General features: G+C 61.4%; 22 protein-coding genes and 1 tRNA gene. 8 read left to right on the top strand and 15 right to left on the bottom strand.

What is annotated here, in order from left to right:
• Window positions 1-468: 468 nt before the first annotated feature.
• The 3 genes from G1C94_RS07745 (at window position 469) to G1C94_RS02515 (ending at window position 3,216) form a co-directional block, all read left to right on the top strand.
• A complete protein-coding gene (locus G1C94_RS07745) occupies window positions 469-867 on the top strand; it encodes a hypothetical protein (protein WP_253902281.1) in 399 nt (132 codons plus the stop codon).
• Between the two features lie 204 nt (window positions 868-1,071).
• Window positions 1,072-1,929 (top strand): ABC transporter permease, encoded by an 858-nt coding sequence (locus G1C94_RS02520; protein WP_253902280.1) that lies wholly within the window; start codon window positions 1,072-1,074, stop codon window positions 1,927-1,929.
• Between the two features lie 192 nt (window positions 1,930-2,121).
• Window positions 2,122-3,216 (top strand): ABC transporter substrate-binding protein, encoded by a 1,095-nt coding sequence (locus G1C94_RS02515; protein WP_172144330.1) that lies wholly within the window; start codon window positions 2,122-2,124, stop codon window positions 3,214-3,216.
• Window positions 3,217-3,230: 14 nt separating this feature from the next.
• Here the strand turns inward: G1C94_RS02515 and G1C94_RS02510 are convergent, their stop codons facing one another.
• The 8 genes from G1C94_RS02510 to G1C94_RS02475 form a co-directional block, all read right to left on the bottom strand.
• On the bottom strand, window positions 3,231-3,785 hold the full coding sequence (locus G1C94_RS02510) for a hypothetical protein (RefSeq protein ID WP_172144328.1): 555 nt from the start codon (window positions 3,783-3,785) through the stop codon (window positions 3,231-3,233).
• Complete coding sequence (locus G1C94_RS02505; RefSeq protein WP_172144326.1) at window positions 3,721-4,101, bottom strand: type II toxin-antitoxin system RelB/DinJ family antitoxin; 381 nt, start codon at window positions 4,099-4,101, stop codon at window positions 3,721-3,723. The genes G1C94_RS02510 and G1C94_RS02505 overlap by 65 nt, the downstream gene beginning before the upstream one ends.
• 83 nt (window positions 4,102-4,184) lie before the next feature.
• The gene (locus G1C94_RS02500) at window positions 4,185-4,970 is read right to left on the bottom strand and encodes an isoprenyl transferase (protein ID WP_172144324.1); all 786 of its coding nucleotides are present in this window, start codon (window positions 4,968-4,970) and stop codon (window positions 4,185-4,187) included.
• A gap of 30 nt (window positions 4,971-5,000) precedes the next feature.
• The gene (gene recO / locus G1C94_RS02495) at window positions 5,001-5,717 is read right to left on the bottom strand and encodes a DNA repair protein RecO (protein ID WP_172144322.1); all 717 of its coding nucleotides are present in this window, start codon (window positions 5,715-5,717) and stop codon (window positions 5,001-5,003) included.
• 12 nt (window positions 5,718-5,729) lie between these two features.
• Window positions 5,730-7,493: an alpha/beta hydrolase family protein gene (locus tag G1C94_RS02490; protein WP_253902283.1), complete on the bottom strand. Its 1,764-nt coding sequence runs from the start codon at window positions 7,491-7,493 to the stop codon at window positions 5,730-5,732.
• 212 nt (window positions 7,494-7,705) lie between these two features.
• Window positions 7,706-8,893 carry a flavodoxin-dependent (E)-4-hydroxy-3-methylbut-2-enyl-diphosphate synthase gene (gene ispG / locus G1C94_RS02485; RefSeq protein ID WP_172144320.1) on the bottom strand — a complete coding sequence of 396 codons (1,188 nt, stop codon included), beginning with the start codon at window positions 8,891-8,893 and terminating at the stop codon, window positions 7,706-7,708.
• 70 nt (window positions 8,894-8,963) lie between these two features.
• The gene (gene dxr / locus G1C94_RS02480; RefSeq protein WP_172144318.1) at window positions 8,964-10,151 is read right to left on the bottom strand and encodes a 1-deoxy-D-xylulose-5-phosphate reductoisomerase; all 1,188 of its coding nucleotides are present in this window, start codon (window positions 10,149-10,151) and stop codon (window positions 8,964-8,966) included.
• Complete coding sequence (locus G1C94_RS02475; protein ID WP_172144316.1) at window positions 10,148-11,566, bottom strand: DivIVA domain-containing protein; 1,419 nt, start codon at window positions 11,564-11,566, stop codon at window positions 10,148-10,150. Before G1C94_RS02475 ends, dxr begins: the two co-directional genes overlap by 4 nt.
• Before the next feature lie 126 nt (window positions 11,567-11,692).
• On the opposite strand from G1C94_RS02475, the gene G1C94_RS02470 reads away from it, so the two are divergent.
• Window positions 11,693-11,766 (top strand) — tRNA-Val (locus G1C94_RS02470).
• Between the two features lie 15 nt (window positions 11,767-11,781).
• Here the strand turns inward: G1C94_RS02470 and G1C94_RS02465 are convergent.
• From G1C94_RS02465 to G1C94_RS02450, 4 genes are all read right to left on the bottom strand, one after another.
• The gene (locus G1C94_RS02465; protein ID WP_172144314.1) at window positions 11,782-12,198 is read right to left on the bottom strand and encodes a DUF3052 domain-containing protein; all 417 of its coding nucleotides are present in this window, start codon (window positions 12,196-12,198) and stop codon (window positions 11,782-11,784) included.
• A 53-nt stretch (window positions 12,199-12,251) separates the two neighbouring features.
• Window positions 12,252-12,422 carry a hypothetical protein gene (locus tag G1C94_RS02460; RefSeq protein ID WP_172144312.1) on the bottom strand — a complete coding sequence of 57 codons (171 nt, stop codon included), beginning with the start codon at window positions 12,420-12,422 and terminating at the stop codon, window positions 12,252-12,254.
• Entirely contained in the window at window positions 12,394-12,594 is a 201-nt protein-coding gene (locus G1C94_RS02455) for a hypothetical protein (protein ID WP_172144310.1), read from the bottom strand. Before G1C94_RS02455 ends, G1C94_RS02460 begins: the two co-directional genes overlap by 29 nt.
• Window positions 12,595-12,675: 81 nt before the next feature.
• Complete coding sequence (locus G1C94_RS02450) at window positions 12,676-13,521, bottom strand: S16 family serine protease (protein ID WP_253902279.1); 846 nt, start codon at window positions 13,519-13,521, stop codon at window positions 12,676-12,678.
• Window positions 13,522-13,638: 117 nt separating this feature from the next.
• On the opposite strand from G1C94_RS02450, the gene G1C94_RS02445 reads away from it, so the two are divergent.
• A complete protein-coding gene (locus G1C94_RS02445; RefSeq protein WP_172144306.1) occupies window positions 13,639-15,219 on the top strand; it encodes a zinc-dependent metalloprotease in 1,581 nt (526 codons plus the stop codon).
• Between the two features lie 12 nt (window positions 15,220-15,231).
• Here G1C94_RS02445 and G1C94_RS02440 read toward each other — a convergent pair whose 3' ends face one another.
• Window positions 15,232-16,743 carry an ATP-dependent helicase gene (locus G1C94_RS02440; protein ID WP_172144304.1) on the bottom strand — a complete coding sequence of 504 codons (1,512 nt, stop codon included), beginning with the start codon at window positions 16,741-16,743 and terminating at the stop codon, window positions 15,232-15,234.
• A 120-nt stretch (window positions 16,744-16,863) separates the two neighbouring features.
• On the opposite strand from G1C94_RS02440, the gene G1C94_RS02435 reads away from it, so the two are divergent.
• Together G1C94_RS02435 and G1C94_RS02430 are read left to right on the top strand one after the other, a co-directional pair.
• Entirely contained in the window at window positions 16,864-18,315 is a 1,452-nt protein-coding gene (locus tag G1C94_RS02435) for a phosphotransferase (RefSeq protein ID WP_172144346.1), read from the top strand.
• 70 nt (window positions 18,316-18,385) lie between these two features.
• Window positions 18,386-18,610 (top strand): DUF3107 domain-containing protein, encoded by a 225-nt coding sequence (locus G1C94_RS02430; protein WP_172144303.1) that lies wholly within the window; start codon window positions 18,386-18,388, stop codon window positions 18,608-18,610.
• A 43-nt stretch (window positions 18,611-18,653) separates the two neighbouring features.
• On the opposite strand, the gene G1C94_RS02425 is transcribed toward G1C94_RS02430, so the two are convergent.
• A complete protein-coding gene (locus tag G1C94_RS02425) occupies window positions 18,654-19,535 on the bottom strand; it encodes a PHP domain-containing protein (RefSeq protein ID WP_172144302.1) in 882 nt (293 codons plus the stop codon).
• Window positions 19,536-19,605: 70 nt separating this feature from the next.
• Here G1C94_RS02425 and G1C94_RS02420 point away from each other — a divergent pair, with 70 nt between their 5' ends.
• Window positions 19,606-20,256 (top strand): vitamin K epoxide reductase family protein, encoded by a 651-nt coding sequence (locus G1C94_RS02420; protein ID WP_172144301.1) that lies wholly within the window; start codon window positions 19,606-19,608, stop codon window positions 20,254-20,256.
• A 2-nt stretch (window positions 20,257-20,258) separates the two neighbouring features.
• Here G1C94_RS02420 and dapF read toward each other — a convergent pair whose 3' ends face one another.
• Window positions 20,259-21,164 (bottom strand): diaminopimelate epimerase, encoded by a 906-nt coding sequence (dapF, locus tag G1C94_RS02415; protein ID WP_172144300.1) that lies wholly within the window; start codon window positions 21,162-21,164, stop codon window positions 20,259-20,261.
• Window positions 21,165-21,239: the final 75 nt, after the last annotated feature.

Below are 21,239 nucleotides of genomic sequence, written 5' to 3'. Positions count from 1 at the left end.
GTCCGGGGTGTCGAACACGGCAACATCCGCCGCAGACACCGGAGCCGATCAAACAACACGAAAACTGAACGGAACCCACTAAGAACGAAGACAACGAGCACCGCAACCCAAAATAAACCAAGAACGACAGCGAGCGCGCCGCAACTTAAGACAAACCAAGAACGATAGCAATGGGCACTGCAACTTAAGACAGACCGAGAATGATACCAACGCACACTGTGACTCACAGCAGACAGGGAACGAGTTCACTACATCGGCACGGGTCTACAGAGGACACGGGAATGACCTACCATCGCAAAATGACGCCGTCCGTTGATATCGACACGAACAGCCCACTTGAACCGCACCACGATTGTTGGACTGGGAAATTTAGACCACGCTGACCAGTGTGAGCACTTACGCCATCAATGGAGGCATCGCGAATAGTAGGGATTAAGGGCAGGAAAGCAGGCGAAGGAAACGGGCATCATGGGCGAGAGAATCGTCGAACGGCTGATCCGGGAACGCGACGCCGGCTATTCCAATGGCATCTACGCGGCAACCCAGGTATGGTTCGCATGGAATTCCAATCACATGGAAGGCTCCACGCTCACACCCGAGCAAACCGCCCAAATCTTCGCCGCGGACACCATCGCTCTCGACGGCACAGAACGGGTGCGCGTGGACAACGCGTTCAAACGGGACATCACCGTCAGGGCGAAGGAACGGCTCGCATCCCTGCAGGACGATACGACGACATGCTCTGGGGCGAACGGGCACCATCGCCCAAACCCAACACGCAACAGGGCGCGACGGACGCAACCAACGATCCGGGGCAGGCGATGGGGCTCTGACCTACTCGTAGCCGATGACTTGACGATTCACTAGATCACGCAACCCCGCACCGATGTGCGATACATCGATCGCCAATACACCAGTAGCTGACGCCGCCAGGAAAAACCCAGGGGGCACACCCGGAAGGATACCGGAATATGCTCCTCGCAAGCTAGCCATGTATCCTAATAAACGCAATCCAACAAACGGGGCGCAATTCAACTTGCGCTGTCTGTCTGTACGTAAGGAAGAAAGGTGATGATGGCGAGCGCAAACAAGCGGACATCGGCTCCTGCGATTCGGCAGGAATATTCCACCGCCAGAGCCGCGCTTCGCCGCTGCCTGCCCACCGTCGTCGCTGTCGTCGTGCTGCTTGCGGTTTGGGAGGTGTGGGCGCGCCTTGCCGCCAATTCGCCCGCGGTGGCGGACAACCCTAGCGTCAAGCCCGCAAGCCCCAGCGAGATTCTCGCAGCCACCGTGCGCACATGGCCCACGCTCTGGCCCGCCGCCAAAGCCACGACTTATGAGGGGTTCGTCGGATTCGCAATCGCCGCGGTGCTGGGAGTGGCGTTCGGCATGCTGTTCCACTGCTCGCGCACGCTCGGTGCCGCTTTCTCCCCGCTGTTGGCCGCCGCGCAAACCCTGCCGCTGATCGCCATCGCGCCACTGTTTCTGATCTGGTTCGGTTTCGAGCCGGAGGGCAAGATCGCGATTGTGGCGCTGTTCGGCCTGTTCCCCATTGCCGTACAGACGATGCGCGGGCTCGACGCGGTGCCCGAGTTCTATTCCGATGTGGCGCTGACCTGCGGCGCGACGCGCGTATGGACGCTATGGCATGTCAAACTGCGCGTGGCCGCGCGACAGATCTTCGGTGGTCTTCGCATCAGCGCCGCCTATGTTTTCGCCACGGCTGCCACCGCCGAATACCTCGGTGCGCGGGGCGGCTTGGGCATCTGGCTGCAGTCCGCCTACAACTCGTTTAACACGCGACTGGTGTTCGCCGCCACGTTGGTGATCATCGTCATGACGGGACTGCTCTTGCTGGCGATAAGCTTGGTCGAGCGGCTGATGTTGGGGCCCGCGCGGGACGACGACGATCCCGACGCCGGCCAGTGACGCCGCGGTTCGTCACGCGCCCGCATATAATGGCAATCGCTGTTTGAAGCCAATGTGTGGCAAACCGGCGGCCTGCACGCCGGGGGCATTGGACGAGCGGGGCTGGCCCTTGCATATCGTTTTCTGCCTGAATCCTACTCGCAGCGCATCCCTAGAAAACGATAATGAAGCTTGGATTCAAGGGAAATCGCCATGCATATTCGACATATCAGCCACCCGCGCAACCCACTGACCGCATTCGCGACCAAAGCGCTCGCCGCCGCCAGTGCCATAGCCATGATGTTCACCGCGGCCGCTTGTGGTCAGAGCAACGACACCTCCGATACAGGTGCCTTAAAAAAGGTGACCTTTATGCTGTATTGGACGCCGGACACCAATCACATCGGCATCTACGTGGCCAAACACCAAGGCTGGTTCGAGAACGCCGGCATTGACATCGACATCGTGCCCGTGGCCCAAGCAGGCGGCGAGCAGGCCGTCAACAACGGACAGGCCGATTTCGCGCTGACCACACTGACCAATGTGAGCACTTACGCCATCAAAGGCGCGAAACTCAAGGAAGTCATGCAGGTACAGCAGAAGCCCAGCGCGATCTGGTGCTCGCTGGCTTCCAACACCGCCATCAAATCCCCGAAAGACTTCGATGGCAAGACCTTCGCCACGTTCGGTTCCAACGAATCGGACGCGGTGGTGCGCCGCATGATCCAGACCGACGGCGGCAAAGGCGAGTTCGACAAGGTGACCGTGGGCACGTCCACGTTCCAGACGCTTTCCAGCGGCAAAGCCGATTTCGGCGGGTTCTATTCGACATGGGAGGGCGTGCAGGCCGATATGGAAGGGCCGGCTCTCACCTGCTTCGCGGAGCCTGATTACGGCGTGCCCGGCAACGCGGATTCCATCGGCATCATCACCAGCGACAAGCTGATCGAAAGCGACCCCGCTTTGGTGAAGAAGTTCGTGGCCGTTGCGCAGAAGGGCTATCAGTTCGCCTATGAGCACCCCGACGAGGCTTCTGAAATGCTTGTGGAGGAGGCTCCTGACGCGAATCTCGAAACTGATTTCGTCAAGAAGAGCATGCGCTTCATCGTCGATGGGCAGTATTGGGGCGACCCGGCCAAGATCGAGGACGGCTCGTTCACACTCGGCACCGTCGATTTCAGCGGCACACAGGCCTATTTCGACTTCCTGGCCCAAGAGGACGCCTATAGCGACGCTGACGGCAAGACGGTGCACACCGCCCCGCAGTCCAAAGATCTCGCCACCAACGAGTTCTTGAGCGAGGGGTGAGCTCGGCTCAGCTATCAATCTCCGGGCAATGCGATGTCTTCCGGTTTGGCGCACAGGTCGGGAAAGTGTTTGATCAACTGCTCATCGTATGTCGCTATACGCACCGCCCCGATGCTTTCGCCGGCGGCAATGATGAGATTGTCTTCAAAATCACTGTGCCGGCTTTCCAGAGCCATTGCGCGCTGACATTCCGACTCGCCAATTGGCACGATTTTGTATAGCTCAATCGCGCTGTGCAGCGTATGTCGCAGAACGCCCGGAATCACCTTCTTGGCCGTGGCTGATTCCACGACGGACTCGGAATGAAGCCACCGGCGTTTCATCACGCAATGCACGGCGTATGACAAATCCTTTATCGCCAATGACGTGGCCGCAATGGTCACGTCGTTGGCGACGGCCCGCTCCATGAAAGCCGCGATGCGGGAACTCCACGGCCCACAGTCCAGCGCCTGATCAATCAAAATGTTGCTATCACACAGCACAATCGTTTCTCGTTGCATAACGCTACTCCCCTGCCGCAAGCCGGCGCCGCTGCAGATCGGCGAGATAATCCTCACCCAGCGAATCACGCCTCCATTCCTTCAATTCGGCATCAGTCATATCAGGCAGCAATGCTTGCGACGATGTCATCAACCCGGCCTTGGCAAGTTCGCGTTTGACGCACCCGGAAAAGTTGCTCAGCGCTTTCAGCCGACGCGCACGCACCCGAGCCTGCTCGTCGCGCTGGGAGGTGGTCCGCAGAGCCGGCAGATCGCCTTCGTCAGCAACGTATTCGCACAGCTGACGCATCACCTGACTATGCTGCCACCCATGTTCGGAGAGCACACGCTCGTATCGTTCCTTCAGGCCTTCATCAATGCGGCTGTTCATCTGCACTGTTGCCATAGCGCCCCCTCGTGTGCCATCCCATATACTATATATGCCATACTGCTATACAGTATAGCAGGTGTCGAAGGCGCGGCAGTTACTCACGCGGTGCCGAAGCGACGGTCGCGGTGGATGTAGTGGTCGATGGAGCGCCACAGCACCTCGCGGCCGCAGTCGGGGAAGAGTTCGGGTACGAAATCGAGTTCGGCATAGGCGGCCTGCCACGGCAGGAAGTTGGACGTGCGCTGTTCGCCCGAGGTGCGGATCACCAAATCGCAATCGGGAATGTCGGGGTTGTACAGATGCTCGGCCACCATCTTCTCGGTGACGCGCTCACCGCTGATGCGCCCCTCGCGCACCTCACGCGCGATGGCGGCGCAGGCGTCGGCGATTTCGGCGCGCCCGCCGTAGTTGATGCAGAACACCACGTCAATGGTCTTGTTGCGCTTGGTACGCTCCATCGCCACCTCAAGCTCGTCGATCACCGACTTCCACAGCTTCGGGCGGCGGCCCGACCAGCGCACGCGCACGCCCCATTCGTCCATCTGCGCCACGCGGCGGTGAATGATGTCGCGCGAGAAGCCCATCAGGAAACGCACCTCCTGAGGGCTGCGCTTCCAATTCTCGGTGGAGAAGGTATAGAGGCTTAAGTAGCGCACGCCCGCTTCGATGGCACCAGCGATGGTGTCGAACACCACGGGTTCGGCGGCCTGATGGCCGTTGGTGCGCACCAAGCCGCGCTCCTTGGCCCAACGCCCGTTGCCGTCCATGATCACACCCACATGGCGCGGCACCTTGCCTTTGGGGAAATCGGGGATACGCGAGGGATCCGAGAAGGGGGCATCGGGAACGCTCAGCGACGTATAGTCCACGTGTTCAAAAGCCATATGTCACAATCTAGCAACCACGCCGAACGACTACGAAATGCGCAACGAACGTAAGGGGCGTTCGAGATAGTATTCAGCCCAATCCTCAACGATGCGCGAGGTTTCAGGCAACGGCTCCGTGACGCCTTGAAGCGCCGCCCAATCGCCGTTCAGCAGCGCCTCCAGCTGGCACAACGTCGGTTGGGCGACACGATGCGATTGCGTGGTATGGTCGTTCGCGCACATCGCGCCGCCATCGGGCACGGAGAAAAACGCCGCATCTGTCCCGCCGCACACCACGCATGAGGAGAGTCTGGGCGTCCAGCCGGCGAGCGACAGGGCGCGCATCACATACGATGCCGAGATGAGCCGGGGCGCGTGGGCATGCTTCGCCAGCGCGTTCAAGGCCCCGACCAGCAAGCGGTATTGCGCGCCCGTACGTTCGTTTTCGGCGGCAACCAGCTTGTCGGCGGTTTCGGCGATGACGTTCGCCGCCGAATACGCCTCGAAATCGGCGCTGATCGGCGCGGCATAGGCGGCCAGCGATTCCGCTTGCGAGATCACGTCCAGCGAGCGCCCTTGCGCTATCAGCAGATCGGCGCGCATGAACGGCTCAAGCCGCCCGCCGAAACGCGATTTGGAACGTCGCACCCCTTTGGCGACCGCGCGAACCTTGCCGTGCGAGCGCGTGAGCAGGGTGATGATGCGGTCGGCCTCGCCGAGTTTGGCCGTGCGCAGCACCACGCCTTCATCGCGATATAACGCCATCGCTCACTTCCCTCAGTATATGAACAGCCCCCAGAAGGCGAAGACGAATAGCACATGCAGCATGGCCGCGAACGTGAGCCAGAACAGCACTCGCGCGAAGCGTGTCGAGGCGAGCACCGGTTTGGAGCCACTGACCACCGAACGAATCGCGCCCGCACGCGGCGGCCACGCTAGGATTCCGCGGTCCACAGCCACTTCGATCAGCCGGGCGAACACGCGCGACCATGCCCACACCACCACAGTGCACACCACTTGGATGACGGGCCAGCTCCACCAGATCATACCGGGTTCCTCGTCGGGGGCGGCACCCCAATCTAGGCGCATCACGGCCAGAATCACTTGGGCGAGGCCTGCGCCGAACAGCAGCAACGTCGCCAAGGTGGTGATGCTCAAGGTCACGAGCGCATTGCCGAACCCATGCGTGAAGCCCAGGGGGTCATTGCCGCTTCTCCGGCCTGAAGCGCCGCGCGACCGCCCGCCCCACCGCCAGCGCACCCGCCGCCCGAGCGCCACCAACCACATCACCGCGGTAATGACGAGCAACAGCACCGTGTCGACGTGCAGGATCAACCCATACGCCGTCATTGCGGTGCGCGGCCGCAACTCGTCGGGCACGGCGATCGACTGGTAGATGGTGCTGCCGGCCACCCGCTCGCTGGTTTGCTGCAGTCCCAGCGCGGTGCCTGAAGCCCAGGCCGTCAAATCTTTCAGATAGTCGTCCGCGAACTGTGTGCCACTTTGCGATTCGTCACCGAGACGCAGCACATGGTTGGCTATCGGATAGCTGCGTATGGTCACGTCCCAGTTGCCCGCCTCGTGCGCTTTGGTCAGGATGCGTTTGGCTCCCTCGACCTGCGCGGTCATCACGTCTTTGGAACCATACGCCACGAGGGTGGGCACGCGATACGCCGTCGTTTCGGGCAGATCGAGATCGAAATTATGCAAGCCGACCAATGCGGCATCGCTGTTGAACACACGCCGCACGATGGATTGATAGCCTTCATTCGCTCCGACCAGCGCGAAGTCCTGCGAGACGAAGAAGCCGAGCGATTGGCGCGGGGTGAACACCATGGGGCTTAGGAGCACCTGGAATGCGATGCGCCGATCGCTGTCCACCACATATTGCGCGATCCATGAGGATTCGGACGTGGCGTACAGGCCGACCTTGTCCGCGTCCACGTTGCCGCTGTCGCGCAGCAATCCGACCACCGCATCATAAGCGCGGGCGGAGGCCGGATAGTCACGCGTCACATCCGAGGTGTTCCACACGGGCTTGTCGGGCACGGCGGTGACGAAGCCGGCGGAAGCGAGGGTTTCGGCCACATCGCCGAAGGAGTTGTAGGCGGTGCCATATCCGGCGCCGTGCAGGAACACCATGCCGGGGTGCTTGCCTTGGGCTCCGACCGGTTCACGGATGAGCACGGTGATGTGTTGCGTCACGCCGTCGCTGTCGCCAGTGCCGCTGCCGGTGTCGGTGCTGTTATCGGGTGTTTGCTGCGAAACATCGCCGTTCTCGTCAACCGCCACTTCGTGCGGGGAACCGACCAGCGTGCCGTCACGCGCCACCTCAAGCACAACCGCGCGCTTGGAAACCTCGTATGTTCCCGCCTGATCAAGTGCGGCATTGCCGGCTGTATCGGCCGACACACCCTTCGTTTCGTCGGCGGCGAAAGTGACGGCCGTATCGGAGGTGAGCGTCTCAATAGTCTGCCCGGTGGGATTGTTATCCCACGGAACAGTAGTGAGATTGGAAATGGAGACCAGCAGCCCAACCATGACAATAAAAATCGGCAGACTCACCGCAAGCCTGCGCCCTGCGGACCACTGCGACCGCCCGTCGGCGCTTGCTCCTGAATTCGACACAACCGCCATTCTACGTTTCACCCCGCCAGCTCCCATGGCGCGGTGTTTTCATGGCGCGGTTTTGTTGCTATTTCAACGTTTTATGATATTGCGCCACGGGGAAAACACCGCGCCATGGAAAATGGCTAGACCGGAACGACGATGGGGCCGGTGGAGGTTTCGGGGATTTGGCCTTCGGATTCCATTTGGGCGGCAATGACTTGCGCCCTGGCGAGCAGCGTTTCCACGATACGATCTTCGGGGACCGTTTCGACGACCTTGCCCTTGACAATGATCTGCCCTTTGCCGTTGCCGGACGCAACACCCAAATCGGCCTCGCGCGCCTCGCCCGGGCCGTTGACGATGCAACCCATCACAGCCACGCGAATCGGCGCGGTCACGTCCTTCAACCCTTCGGTCACCGCGGCGGCCAGCTCAATCACGTCCACCTGCGCGCGCCCGCAGCTCGGGCAGGAAATGATGTCGAACTTGCGCGGGCGAAGACCCATATACTCCAACAGTTTGCAGCCCACCTTCACCTCTTCGACGGGCGGTGCGGACAGCGAGACGCGAATCGTGTCGCCGATGCCCTCGGCCAGCAACGCCCCGAACGCGAGACATGACTTGATGGTGCCCTGCCACGCCGGGCCGGCCTCGGTGACGCCCAGATGCAGCGGCCAGTCGCCTTTGGAAGCGAGCAGACGGTAGGTTTCGACCATCGTGATCACATCATGGTGCTTGACGGAGATTTTGAAATCCTTAAAGCCCACATCCTCGAACATGTGCGCTTCCTTGAGCGCGGAGGCGACCAGCGCCTCGGGCGTGGGCCCGCCGTATTTGGCGTACAGCTCCTTGTCGAGCGAACCGGCGTTCACGCCGATGCGCAGGGAGATGCCCGCATCGGTGGCGGCCTTGCAGATGGACGGCCCGACCTCGCTGAACTTGCGGATGTTGCCCGGGTTGACGCGCACGGCGGCGCACCCCGCGTCGATGGCCTGGAACACGTATTTGCTTTGGAAGTGGATGTCCGCAATCACCGGAATCGGCGATTTGGCGCAAATGGCGGGCAGCGCGTCGGCATCATCCTGGCTGGGCACCGCCACGCGCACGATATCGCAGCCGGCGGCGGCCAGTTCGGCGATCTGCTGCAGTGTGGCGTTGATGTCGGCTGTGAGGGTATTCGTCATTGACTGCACGGAAATCGGCGCACCAGCACCAACCGGCACCGGGCCGACCATAATGCGGCGTGAAGGTCGACGCGGATGCAGCGGGCTTTCGCTGGCCAATACGGCGGGATCGCCTGTCTTACGGAATGGTTTTGGCGCGTCTGGCATGGTTCTCACTCGCAATTCTCATGGCTTACTTGGCTTGGATCCGCCGACACCTCCCGCTTGCGGGGGTCGACTACTGTTGCCGGTTTATCAGAGCGTCGGCTAAGCTGCGCGCCTCATATTCGATTTGGCTCATTTCCTCCACGTCTGCGAACAATGGGGCACCACGCAACTCGGCATCCATGCGGTCGAGCACGGCCTTGACCGTGTCCACAATGCCCAGATACGGCAACCGGTGTTCCAGGAAGGCATGCACGGCCTGTTCGTTGGCCGCGTTGAGCACGGCGGTATGTTTTTCGGATGCGGCAAGACAGTGACGCGCCAGGGCAACGGCAGGAAATGCCTCGTCGTCCAGCGGCTCGAACGTCCATTCGGCCGCCTTCGTCCAGTCACAGGCGGCGGCCACGTCCCCAAGCCGCTCCGGCGCGGACAGGCCAAGCGCGATCGGCAGGCGCATATCCGGCGGGGAAGCCTGGCAGATGGTGGCACCGTCGACGAATTCGACCATCGAATGCACGATGGATTGCGGGTGCACCGTCACCTCGACGCGTTCAGGGGGAATATCGAACAGACGCGAAGCCTCGATGACCTCAAGCCCCTTGTTCATCAAGGTGGATGAGTTGATGGTCACCACCGGGCCCATATTCCATGTTGGATGGTTCAACGCCTGTTCGGGTGTGATATCAGCCATCTGATCGCGCTTGCGCCCCCTGAACGGCCCGCCGGACGCGGTGACGATGAGCTTGGCGACTTCCGCATGGGAGCCGGAACGCAACGACTGCCATATGGCGGAATGTTCGGAATCAACCGGATTGATCTGACTTGAACGCACCTGCGCGCCGAACAGCAGATGGCCACCTGCCACCACGGATTCCTTATTGGCCAAAGCCAGTTGGGAACCGGCCTTGAGCGCGGCGATGGACGGTTCCAAACCAATCGAACCGGTGATGCCGTTGAGCACGACATCCGCACCCGTTCCGGACAAAGCGACGACGGCCTGGGCACCCGCCTCGACCGCCGTGCCGGTGGCACCGGCTTGGTCAAGAGCCTCGCGCAGCGGCTTGGCGGCAGCAACATCGAACACCGCGACCGTGGGCACATGGAAACGCGCCGCTTGCCGCGCCAGCAAATCGACATGCGCGCCCCCGGCCGCAAGCCCCGCAACAGTGAACCGCTCGGGGTGACGCGCGATGACATCAAGCCCCTGGGTGCCGATGGATCCGGTGGAACCGAGAATGACAACCGTGTTGTTGTGGCTCACTGCTCTTTCTTTTCGTCATCAGCGGCTGAGGAAGCCGGATCGTACGTTGCCCCATCGGCATTCTCCTGCCCGGTGGGCACGAAGGAGGGAGGCAAGGAACTTGACACGAAAGGATTGGGCGCGTCAAGGTTCGGCATCTGCGGCAAGCTCGGGATATCAATCGCGGGCATCTCTTGCGAAGTGGCCTCGACCATGTCCGCGAGAGAAGCGAGCGACGCGGACGCGCTGGCAGGTCTCTCCTCCGGTTTGGACGTGGGGGCAAAGGAGGCCGGCGCACTCTTTTCGGGTTGCGCAGGTTGTACAGGTTGCATGGGTTGCACAGGCTGTACAGGCTGCACAGATTGCGCAAATTGTACAGGTTGCGCAGATTGTTCAGACTGCGCATACCGCTCCGGCTGCACAGACCGTACATGCTGCATAGGCAGGTCAGACTGGACAGACTGCACAGATTGCACAGGCAACTCGGACTCCACAGACTTCACAGGCCGCGCATACTGCTCTAACTTCGCATATCGCTCAGGCTGTTGCTCAGGCTGCTCGACCGGCGCAACCTGCACCTCCCGCTGGACAGCCGGCGCTTTCGGCGTGAACAGACTCTGCTCGGCTTGGCTCAACGCCTCGAAACTCTGCGCGTCGCCACCCGGTGCGAATGAGTGCGGCGTTTCGATGGACTCGTCAGCACGGGGATGAGCCTGCATGCCTTGGGAGAACAGTGGTGTCACACCAGTTTCGGCAGGAGCCGGTGCCGCGACTGGTTCCGCGGCGGCGGTGTCGGCGTCGTCTGCGGCAACGTAGCCGGTGAGACGCTCATAGGATTCAAGGCGGCTAAGCAACTGAATACAGGCACCTAGGAAATAATCGACTTGCCGTTCGCTGTACCCCTTTTTGCCATTACGCTGGGTGAATACGATGTTCGCCACGTGCGCCGCTGTGATCTTGTCCAAATCACGCGCATTGCCCACCTCGGCGCCTTCCAAACCAAGTTCGGCGGCGCACTTGCTCACGATATCATCCGTAAGCTTGTCGACCTGCTTGCGGTCATAGGAAGGCTCGCCCTTCTTGCCTTCGCCGAAACGCTCACGCTCCGTACGGCTCGCATGCCGCGCGATTTGACGATACAAGTCTTCGGTCTGCGCCTTCCATGCGACGCGCCCATGCTGGGAAATCTCCCACGTGGTCTGCTTATCGACCACCGCGCGCTCCAAACGCATAAGCGCCGCATCCACCTGCGCGATGTCGTAGCCTCCTCGAGTCAGCTTGAAAGAGGCCTTCTGAATGTCCCGCTGAGTCAGTTGCACATTGTCGCTGTCATACAGCGCATGCGCGTGATCGAGGAACTCATCCACCTGCTCGGCGTCGTACCCCCACTTGCGCTTGCCAACCCTAGGAATTGAAGCTTCAGACTGTTGAGCCATGGGTCATACCTCCTACAAACATACTGTCAGCTACTCTACGTGATTATTGCGACGCTCGGGGAATTGTGCCGAAATCTCACGGCTTATTCACCATTCGCTTGCAGGGTTTGCTATGGTGTGATGTGCGGGCGATTAGCTCAGTTGGTTAGAGCGCCACCTTTACACGGTGGATGTCGGGGGTTCGAGTCCCTCATCGCCCACTGCGGCGAAGTGGCTTACCTGCCTTTGCCGTAGGCGCGCAGACGGATGCCGTTCCAATCGGGGCTGGCCGTCAGCGGGGTGGCCGCGTTCATACCCGCGGTCTTGGCTGCGGACTGTACCGTGCTGGAACTCGCGGCACCGGGGCGCCCGGGTTTGGGCGTGAGCACCCACAGCGGGCCGTCGTCGCCGATCACCGCATAGGCATCCACAATTGTGTCGCTCAGCTCGTCTTCATCGTCGCCGTCGCGCCACCACAAAATCACACCGTCCACAGCCGAATCGTAATCCTCGTCGACAAGCTCCTCGCCCGTCAACTCCTCGATCTTGGCTCGGATGGAATCATCAACGTCGTCATCCCACAGCCATTCCTGCACGATGTCGCCGGACGTAAAGCCGAATTCTTCGGCGTTCTGTGATGCAGTCTGATCCACGACCCCAACAATAGCAATATGCAACGAACAGATACGTTAACGGCACACGCCCCCTATGCATTAGGTTTTATCGATGAATCGGAATCCGTGCTTGGCCCACGGCGACGGGCGCGGGCGAGCTGGTCGTCAGTGTAGCCGCGTTCGGCTTGAGCGATTGCCTCGCTCAGCATCCTGCGCTCGGTTTCGTCGAAGTCGTCAAACGAGAGGATTCGGTAATCGGTCATCATTGCCTCCTTTCGATGAACCGGTGCTGGTTTCCTTTTCCCACGGCCTGCCGTCGACTGGTGTCAGGATGCTGTTGGCGAACCCGTTCTCGGCCTCGGCGGCGAGCTCCTCGACGAGTTCGTCGGTGAGCACGGTGCCGTCGTCCGCGATGTACCTCATGTCCTCATTCATCGTCTGCCTCTCCTTACTTTGTTGCGGAACCCCTCAGTCAGCCAGTTCGAGGTTTTCATTCGCTAAGTATCTGCATATCCTTCAGTCAACAGTACAATGGGGGAGCTCATCGCCGCGCCCCTCGCCGATGGCGACCAAGGCGTCATACGCTTCGTTCAGATTCGAAACCTGAACGTCACGCAACCCCGAGGGAACATGCCCCACCACATCGTCGCAATTGCCTTTCGGAGCGAGGAACCATGTCGCACCGTCACGTTTCGCGCCAAGCATTTTCAGCTTGATACCGCCGATGGCACCGACTTCCCCTTTGTCGTTGATGGTGCCCGTGCCGGCTATGGTTTTGCCTCCGGACTCGTTTTGGGGGGTCAGTTCGTCGATCAGGCCGAGCGCATACATCATACCTGCCGAGGGGCCGCCGATGTCATCGACGTGCATTGAAACTTCCAGTTTTGAAACATCGACGCCTTGCTCCTCCAGCACGCTTGTCGCCGCTTTGACTGCCTTGTCTTGCGAAGAGGTCATATCTTTGAGCGTTTCGGCTTGATATTCCTTCGTGGTCTGTCCCACCGGCACCACCGCCTCGCGCGGCTTGACGACTCGCGCGGAATCGAGCAGGGCCCATATCACTTCCGCATTGCTCACCGGATAGCCAGGCACGCCGTTGGCGGAAACGGTGGTGAGCAGTAGCTTGCCCGTGTCCTGATAGGTGTTCGCTCCGGAAACCTTCACCACCGGCTGCCCCCCGCTGTCGCCCAGCACGTTCAGGGTGGGGCCGGGCCATTGCACCGAATAGGCACTAGGCAAGCACAACACCACCACGGACAGCACGACGGCGATCAGGCCGGCCATATAGCGCAAAGAGCGGGCGCGTACATACCGACGCAGGCGCATAGGCCAACGCTTGAGCGATGAAAGATGCAACGACATACCGTGCATACTACACACGCATCATGGCAGTCAGCCAAGCTCAGCGCGAAAACGTGGGCAGGGCGCTCTAAGATGGAAGCATCCGCAGGACACAGGGATTTGTAAGGACAAACCGATATGGATGAAAACGCATTTCGCGAATGGCTGATCACCTGCTTCGGCCCCACGCAAGGCGAGCTTGCCTGGCAGCAGCTATCCCAACTACCCAAGCCGGTTCGCGAGCAGTTGCTGAACCAAGATCCCAGCACCCTGCCGAACCCAGCCGAAGTGCAACAGCTGATGAATGCGTTCACGATGGGGGGATTGAACACCCCGGACGACCTGCAGCAGGCGTCCCAAGAGGGGCCCATCAACGTCAAACTCGCGAAATCACTGGCGTTGCAACGCGCCAATGCGGACGGCTCGCGCACCACGGTGAGCGCCGAAGAAGGCGCGGCTGTCAGGCGGGCGATGAGCGAGGCGAACCTGTGGCTTGACACCGCGTGCGAGTTCGCGCCGCCGGCCGGCCAACCGCAAGCGCTCACGCGGGCCGAATGGGTTGAGGAGACGCTGGACGCTTGGGCCAAGTTCGCCGGGCCGATAGCGACATCCATGGGTGAGGCGCTGTCCTCGGTGCTTTCGGAACGGCTTGGCGATTCCTTCCAAGGGGAAATCGCGGGCGTGTTCGCCGGCCCCGTACCGATTCCGGTTCCCGATGGCATGAAAGACCCGGTTCAGATTATCAAGATTTTGGGCAATACGTCTTTCGCCATGCAGCTGGGGCATGCGGCCGGGGTGCTCAGCCGGGAAGTGCATGGCGGCTTCGATCAGGGCATTGCGCTGCTGTCCAATCCTGCGGGTGCATTGGTGGCGCAGAACATTCAGGATTACGCGAAGTCGCTTAATGGGGAGATGGACGATTCGCTGCACGACGTTGAGCACGACGTTGAGATTGGGGAGCAGAACACTGAAAGTTCCCCCGAGCGCGCCGGCATCGATGCGCAAACCGAGGCACTGTTCAACGAAATCACACACAGCGAGCCCATTGACGAGGGCGAGGTGATGGCGTTCCTCGCGTTACGCGAAGCCGCACACGCCCGCCTGTTCGCCGGCGTGCCGTGGCTGATGCCGCGTTTCGAAGCGCTGATTGGCAAATACGCGCGCGGTATCGCAATCGACTTGGACGCGATGGAAGAACAGCTGCGCGACGCGAACGGTTTCGACCCCGATTCCATATCCGATGCTGTCAACCTCACCAAAGTGGGCATTCCCGACACCGAGGAGCAGCGTCAGGCGATGGCCTCCATCGAATTGCTGCTCGCTCTGGTCGAAGGCTGGGTGGATTGCGTGGTGTGGCGCGCGGGTATGGCGCATATCGAGCATATCGAGCAGTTGAGCGAAATGGCACGACGGGAGCGGGCCATCGGAGGGCCGGCCGAGCGCACGTTTGAGAGTCTGTTGGGATTGCAGTTGCGCCCCAAGCGCATGCGTGAGGCCGCCGATCTGTGGTCGATGATCACTGCGGACCAAGGCACACAAGGGCGCGACGCGAAATGGGCACACCCCGATCTGCTGCCTTCTTTGGCTGAAGGCGGGAGTGCCGTTGCGCCGGTTTCGCCCGAAGCCACTTCCGGCAACGATTGGGATGCGGAGCTTTCCAAACTGCTGGGTGACGACGGTTCCCAAGGTGCGGACCCCACGCCGGGCGAAGACAAGTAGGCTTCGTCGCACTTAGCTCAGGAAGCGGCTCAAGAAGCGCCGCTGGGCGCCGATGCCGTCCTTGGAGCGCGCGTATGACATGTGCAAGGTGGTCTCGGCGCGGGTGATGGCCACATACATCAGCCGCCGCTCCTCCTCCAACGCATCGTGGTCCTGCGACGAGCCGTAGGGAATCAGCCCCTCGGAGCAACCGATGACGAAGACGTGCTTGAATTCCAGCCCCTTCGCCGCGTGAATCGTGGACACGGTGACGCGCCCTAATTTACGCGCCGTCGCGTTGTCCTCGGCTTGCGAGCGCTGACGCAACATCTCGACCATGGCGATGTTCTGCGCCGCGTCAAGATCCGCCATGGGAGCGGGAGACGAGTCGCCGCGCACGCGATAGTGAAGCCCCTGCGCCCGCAATGCACTGCAATATATGGCCTGCTGCGCATTGATGCGGGTCAGGATCGCACAATCGGCCGGATCTTCACCGGCTTGCACCAACCGCGCGATGCGTAAAGCCACCCCCCGCGCCTCTTCGGCATCGGTGTCATAGACCGTGCGCGCAATCCGTTGGCCATTTTGACGCGCGGATTGGAGCCGCAGATACTCGTGGCGCACGGGCGAAGCGGCAAGCACTTTGTTGGCGTATCTGACGATTTGCGGGCTGGAACGGTAATCCGTGTCCAAGCTGATGTCAGCCGCCAGCGGCTTGAACTCATCGGCAAAGGCGAGCAGGTCGTAGCTCGATGCCCCCGCAAAAGAATAAATGGTCTGCGCCGGGTCACCCACCACGCACACATTGCGGTTGTCCCCCAGCCACAGGCGCATGAGCCGGTGTTGCAATGGGGAAACATCCTGGTATTCATCCACGGTGAGCCACCCGATGGAATGGCGAACCTGCGCCGCCGCCTCCTCGAAGTCGCTCAACACATGGCACATCATCAGCAGGATGTCATCGAAATCCATCTCGCCACACGCGGTTTTCTCCAGCTCGTACGCCTCGTACACATTGGCGAAACGCGCGGGTTCCATGCCGGCTGGACGGCAACGCTCACTGGCAGCGGCCACGCGCTGGACTTCGCTGGGAGCCACTAGGGAAATCTTTGCCCAGTTGATCTCGTCGCGCACCGCCCCCACTGTCACATCGTCCAATTCATCAATGAGACCCACGCGGCGCATGGCGCGGACTGTGGTGTCGTGGGAGTCTTCGATCAGACGGGGAAAGGGCGCGTCGCATACGTCGAGCCACACACGGCGCAGCTGGTGCAAGGCTGCGGAATGGAACGTGGCGGCCCTCACCTGATCGCCCACGCCGAGCGAGGACAGACGCACGCGCATTTCGGCGGCGGCTTTGACTGAAAAGGTGACGGCAAGCACGCGCGAGGCGTCCCACGCGCCGCTCGTGCAGGCATGCGCGATGCGCCGGGTCACCGTGCGGGTTTTGCCCGCGCCGGCACCGGCAATGATGCGCACCGGGCCATCCAGCGTCGTCGCTGCGGCCAGTTGCGCCTCATCCAAACCATCGAGCAGCGCATCCATAACCCCATTGTGACAAGCGCCCTGCCCAGCAGACCCGACATATCAAGTCGAGTGCCGTGTCCGCCCGTTTTCGGCGTTTGCATGTATTAGGGTGGAGGTGTGAGTGAACGAAACGAACTGATGCTGGCCGCTTTGACTTCCGCGGCCATGCCGTCCATCGTGGTGGCCGGAGTCTTCGCGGGCGCGACGCATATGCACGACATCGACCAAGCGCAGGTGCGTGACGCGGCGGGCACGCTGTATGACGTGTATGCCTGCGAAAGCGAGCGTGGGCGCAAGCTGCTCGCCGCGCGCGTGAAAGCCGCCCGCACGCTTATGCAGGCGCGGGAACCCGGCGGGCTTGGTTTCTCACTCGGACGCCCACTCGCCTTCACACCCGGCGACGGCACGGGGCCGACCGGAAACACGGCGGTGTTGGTGAATATGCATCAGGAGGGGCGCGAACGAGCGCTCGACCAGCTGTCGTTGGACGAATGCTCCTCGATGGGCACCGCAATCGGCGCGATCCACCGCCTGCAACCGGGATTTCTCAAAGAAGCCGGCTATCCGGTGTTCACCACGGGTCAGATTCGCGCGCAACTGACGGCGTGGATCAAGCAACTGCGCAACGCCGGCCATGTGCCGAACGAAATCACCTCCAGCTGGGCGCGCATCATCGAAACGGAAGGATTGTGGTCGTTCAGCACCACGATGGTGCACGGCGGTTTCGAGGATGGCGATGTGAAATTCGACGGCTCGACAATCACCGCCATCAACAACTGGCAGAACATGCAAGTCAACGACCCGGCGCGAGACCTGGCGTGGATTTTCTCCAAGCTCGACGAAGAACATCGCAACGCGGTACTCACCTCGTATGGTCGCATGATGGGCAACCGCCTTGACGATTTGATTATGCTTCGCTCCAACCTGTGGGTGCAGATGGCACAGGTTGGCGATTTCATCCGCGCGCTGAACCGGGCGGATAATAGCGCCATCATCCAGTTCAAGGCGCAGGTTGACAGACTGGCGCACCAGCTTGGCGTCAGCGCGCATGATGCCACGGAACCGAAGGAAAACTCCGCGACGAAACGCGGCGATATGCCTTCGACAATCACCGTGGGCACGCTGTTGATGAAAGACGACACGCGCGGACGAGCTGAAAGCGACAACCAGCAGCCCCAAGAATCGGACGACACGATGGATCCCGATCGCACGAGTTCCTCGCAGATCGCAGCCGCCGGGCATGTCGATATGCCAAGCCGCAATGCCGAGGAGAGCAACAACATGGCGGGTGCCGGCACCACGCTTACCCATTCCCGACACGTCGATGTTCCCCGAACTTCAGCCACGATTATCTTGGACGAACTCGACGACGACACCGGCGACGCGGCAAGCGTTGCGAACGCGGACGATACCAGCGAGCACGATATCATTGCGCAACCGGCAAGGGGAACCGTCGAGCCAAGTGCCAACACCTCGGTCACCGAAATCATCCCGTTGCTGGAACGCGACGAACGTGCCCTGCGTGACGCGCAGACCGGCCTTGAACCCGACGACGACACCGGCGAGGCAAGCACCACGCCGCAAGCGTAATCCGCGCGTCCGTTCGGGCGCATACGGCACAATGGCAGAAACGACCATCACTGTTTGTGAAGGAGAATCTATGAACATCGAGTTGGGCATTCAGAACGTGCCGCGCGCCGTCACGTTCAGCACCGAGGATTCGGCGGAAAACGTCAATAAGACCATCACTGAAGCGCTCGACGCCAATAAATCGATTGCGCTTACCGACGACAAGGGGCGTCAGATCATCGTTCCGGCCAGCATGCTCGGTTATGCGATCATCGGTTCCGAGACCAAACACGCCGTCGGCTTCGGCGCGCTGTGATTCTTCGCGTGCACAGCTAGTCCAGCGACAGTTAGTCCAGCAACTAGTCCAGCGGCAACGCGCCGCGGCGCACGATTTCGGCGATTGTGGCCTCGTCGGTGAGGTTTTCCCCCAGTTCGTTCGGCTTGCCTGCACCATGCCAGTCCGAGCCGCCGGTGACCAGCAGCCCGAAACGCCGCGCCAAATCGAGCAATCGCGCGCGTTGCTCGGGCGAATTGCCGCGATGCCACACCTCCAGCCCGGCAAGCCCCTCATCGGCCAGTGCCGCAATCCGCTCGTCCGACAGCAGCAGCCGATTGCGACTGGCATCACCGGCATGGGCGATGATTGAGACCCCTCCAGCCTCGCTCACCGCGCGCACCACTTCGCGTGTGCTGGGCGAAGGCGTGGGAATGTAGTATTTCGAACTCGCGCTCACCTCCCCCGCGAAAGCTTCGCCGCGCGTGCGATAGACCCCCGCGGCGACCAGTGCGTCGGCGATATGCGGCCGCCCAACCGTTGTGCGCTCGCCTTCCTTGACCTGGGCGAGCACGGATTGCCAACTGATCGGATAATCCTCGGCCAAGCGCTGAACCATGCGCTGCGTGCGTTTGAGTCTGGCGGCGCGGGTGTCGTCGAACAGTTTGGTGATATGCGCGTTATGCGGGTCGTACTGCAATCCCAGCACATGCACGCTCACATCGCCATCAACCGCGGTGATCTCCGTGCCTCGCAACAGCGGCATTGAAGCTTCAAGCGCCGCCTGCCGGGCATCAGGCCAACCTGCGCTGGTGTCGTGATCGCTGATCCCCACGCCGCGCAACCCGCGCCGCTTGGCCTCGTCCACCAAGCTCGCCGGGGTTTGGGTGCCGTCCGAAAACACGGTGTGGCAATGAATATCCCAGCCAACGAGGGGCGGCTCGGTCGGCATCTGAAAATGCGTCATGTCCCCATCGTAGCCGCAACCGGCCATGACACACGTTACAGTGGTGACGAGCCGTTGAAAGGAGACGACCATGAGCGAGCAAGAAGCCGCATTCGAACGCAAACCGCGTGGCTGGCGGCACGGTCCGGCGTGGATTTATCTGGTGATGCTGGTGGCCTCCGCAGTGGCGCTGTTCGTCTCGTTCGTCCTGAGCGCCGAAACGCTGGAGCTTGCCCGGCACCCCGATCAGCAATTGAGCTGCGATGTCAACGCCGTGCTGTCATGTTCGACGGTGGCCGAGTCTTGGCAGTCGGAAATCGTGAAGTTCGGTGGGTTGAGCTATCCGAACGCTTTCTTCGGCATTGCCGCCGAATCGGTGTTCGTCACTATTGCCGTCATCGGCTTGGCGCGCGTGGCTGTGCCGCGCTGGTTCGCCACATGCACCTGGTTCGGCGGGTTGGCGGCGCTGGCCTATTCCTATTGGCTCAGCTCGCAGTCGCTGTTCGTCATCAACGCGCTGTGCCCGTGGTGCCTGGTGCTGATGTTCGCCACCACCGTTCAGTTCATGGCGCTGAGCCACGCCACTGCTGTGGTGCAGGAATTGCCGGGGCGCAAGAACGGCAAACGACGCGGGCTCGACACGTATTATCGCCTCAATTACGACCTGATGATCGACGTGGTGTGGGTGCTGGTGCTGATTGTGATCATCCTCGCCAAAGACGGGCCGGCGCTGTTCCGCTGAGGCTACAACAAGGTGATATCGCCGACTAGGGTGGCCGAGCCGGTGAGCCGCACCGTCGATACCGCTTCATTCACCTCGACGCGCAACACACCGCCGCGCACACTGATGGTCCAACACTCGACGCCGGTTTTGGCGCACAATGTGACCGCCGTGGCGCACAGCCCGGTGCCGCACGACAGCGTCTCACCACAGCCGCGCTCGTGCACGCGCATGGTCGCCTTGCCTTGACCGGTTGACGCGTCCACCTTGTCGACGCGCACGAACTCCACATTCTGATCGGATTGCAGCACCGGAGCAACCACCGGTTTGGTGTTCAAATCCAACGCATCGACATCAGGCAGATTCGACGTCCCATCGGAAAGCACCGCCACAACATGCGGGTTGCCCATATCGACGAAGGTGCCGCGAGCCGAGCCGATGGTGGCCGGAATGCTCACCTCGTAGGCGTCAAGCTCACCGCGCTTGAACTGCCCCATCTCGACCCGAAACACGCCTCGCCCCAAGCCGTCCACGTCCCCCAGCGCAACCAGCGTTTTCACCCCGGCCCTGGTGCCCAGACGGAACTCGGCGCCTTCGCCGGAATCGGCGTAGCCGCGCGATTGCGCGAACAAGGTGATGGCGCGCGTGCCATTGCCGCACATCTGCGCGAGGCTGCCGTCGGCGTTGCGATAGTCCATAAACCATTCGGCACCACCGGTGCGGCATTTGTCCATCTGAGCAGAGGACAAATCCGAAACATCGTGTGGGTGAGCGAGGCGAATCACCCCGTCGCCGCCGATGCCGAAATGACGATCCGTCAACCGCCGCACTTCGTCGGCGGTCGGCTCGAAGCGCCCATCCGGGTCGGCATAGACCACGAAATCGTTGCCGGTGGCGTGCACTTTGGTGACTTGCTGGGGAATGCTCATGCGCTCCACCTTACTCGCCTACCGCGCCTCACTCCCCATATAACGTCGTCAAAAGATTTCTCCACTACGCGGCTA

This window comes from Bifidobacterium panos, assembly GCF_012932445.1.
Lineage (GTDB): Bacteria > Actinomycetota > Actinomycetes > Actinomycetales > Bifidobacteriaceae > Bifidobacterium > Bifidobacterium panos.
This window is presented reverse-complemented; position numbering and strand designations above follow the sequence as displayed.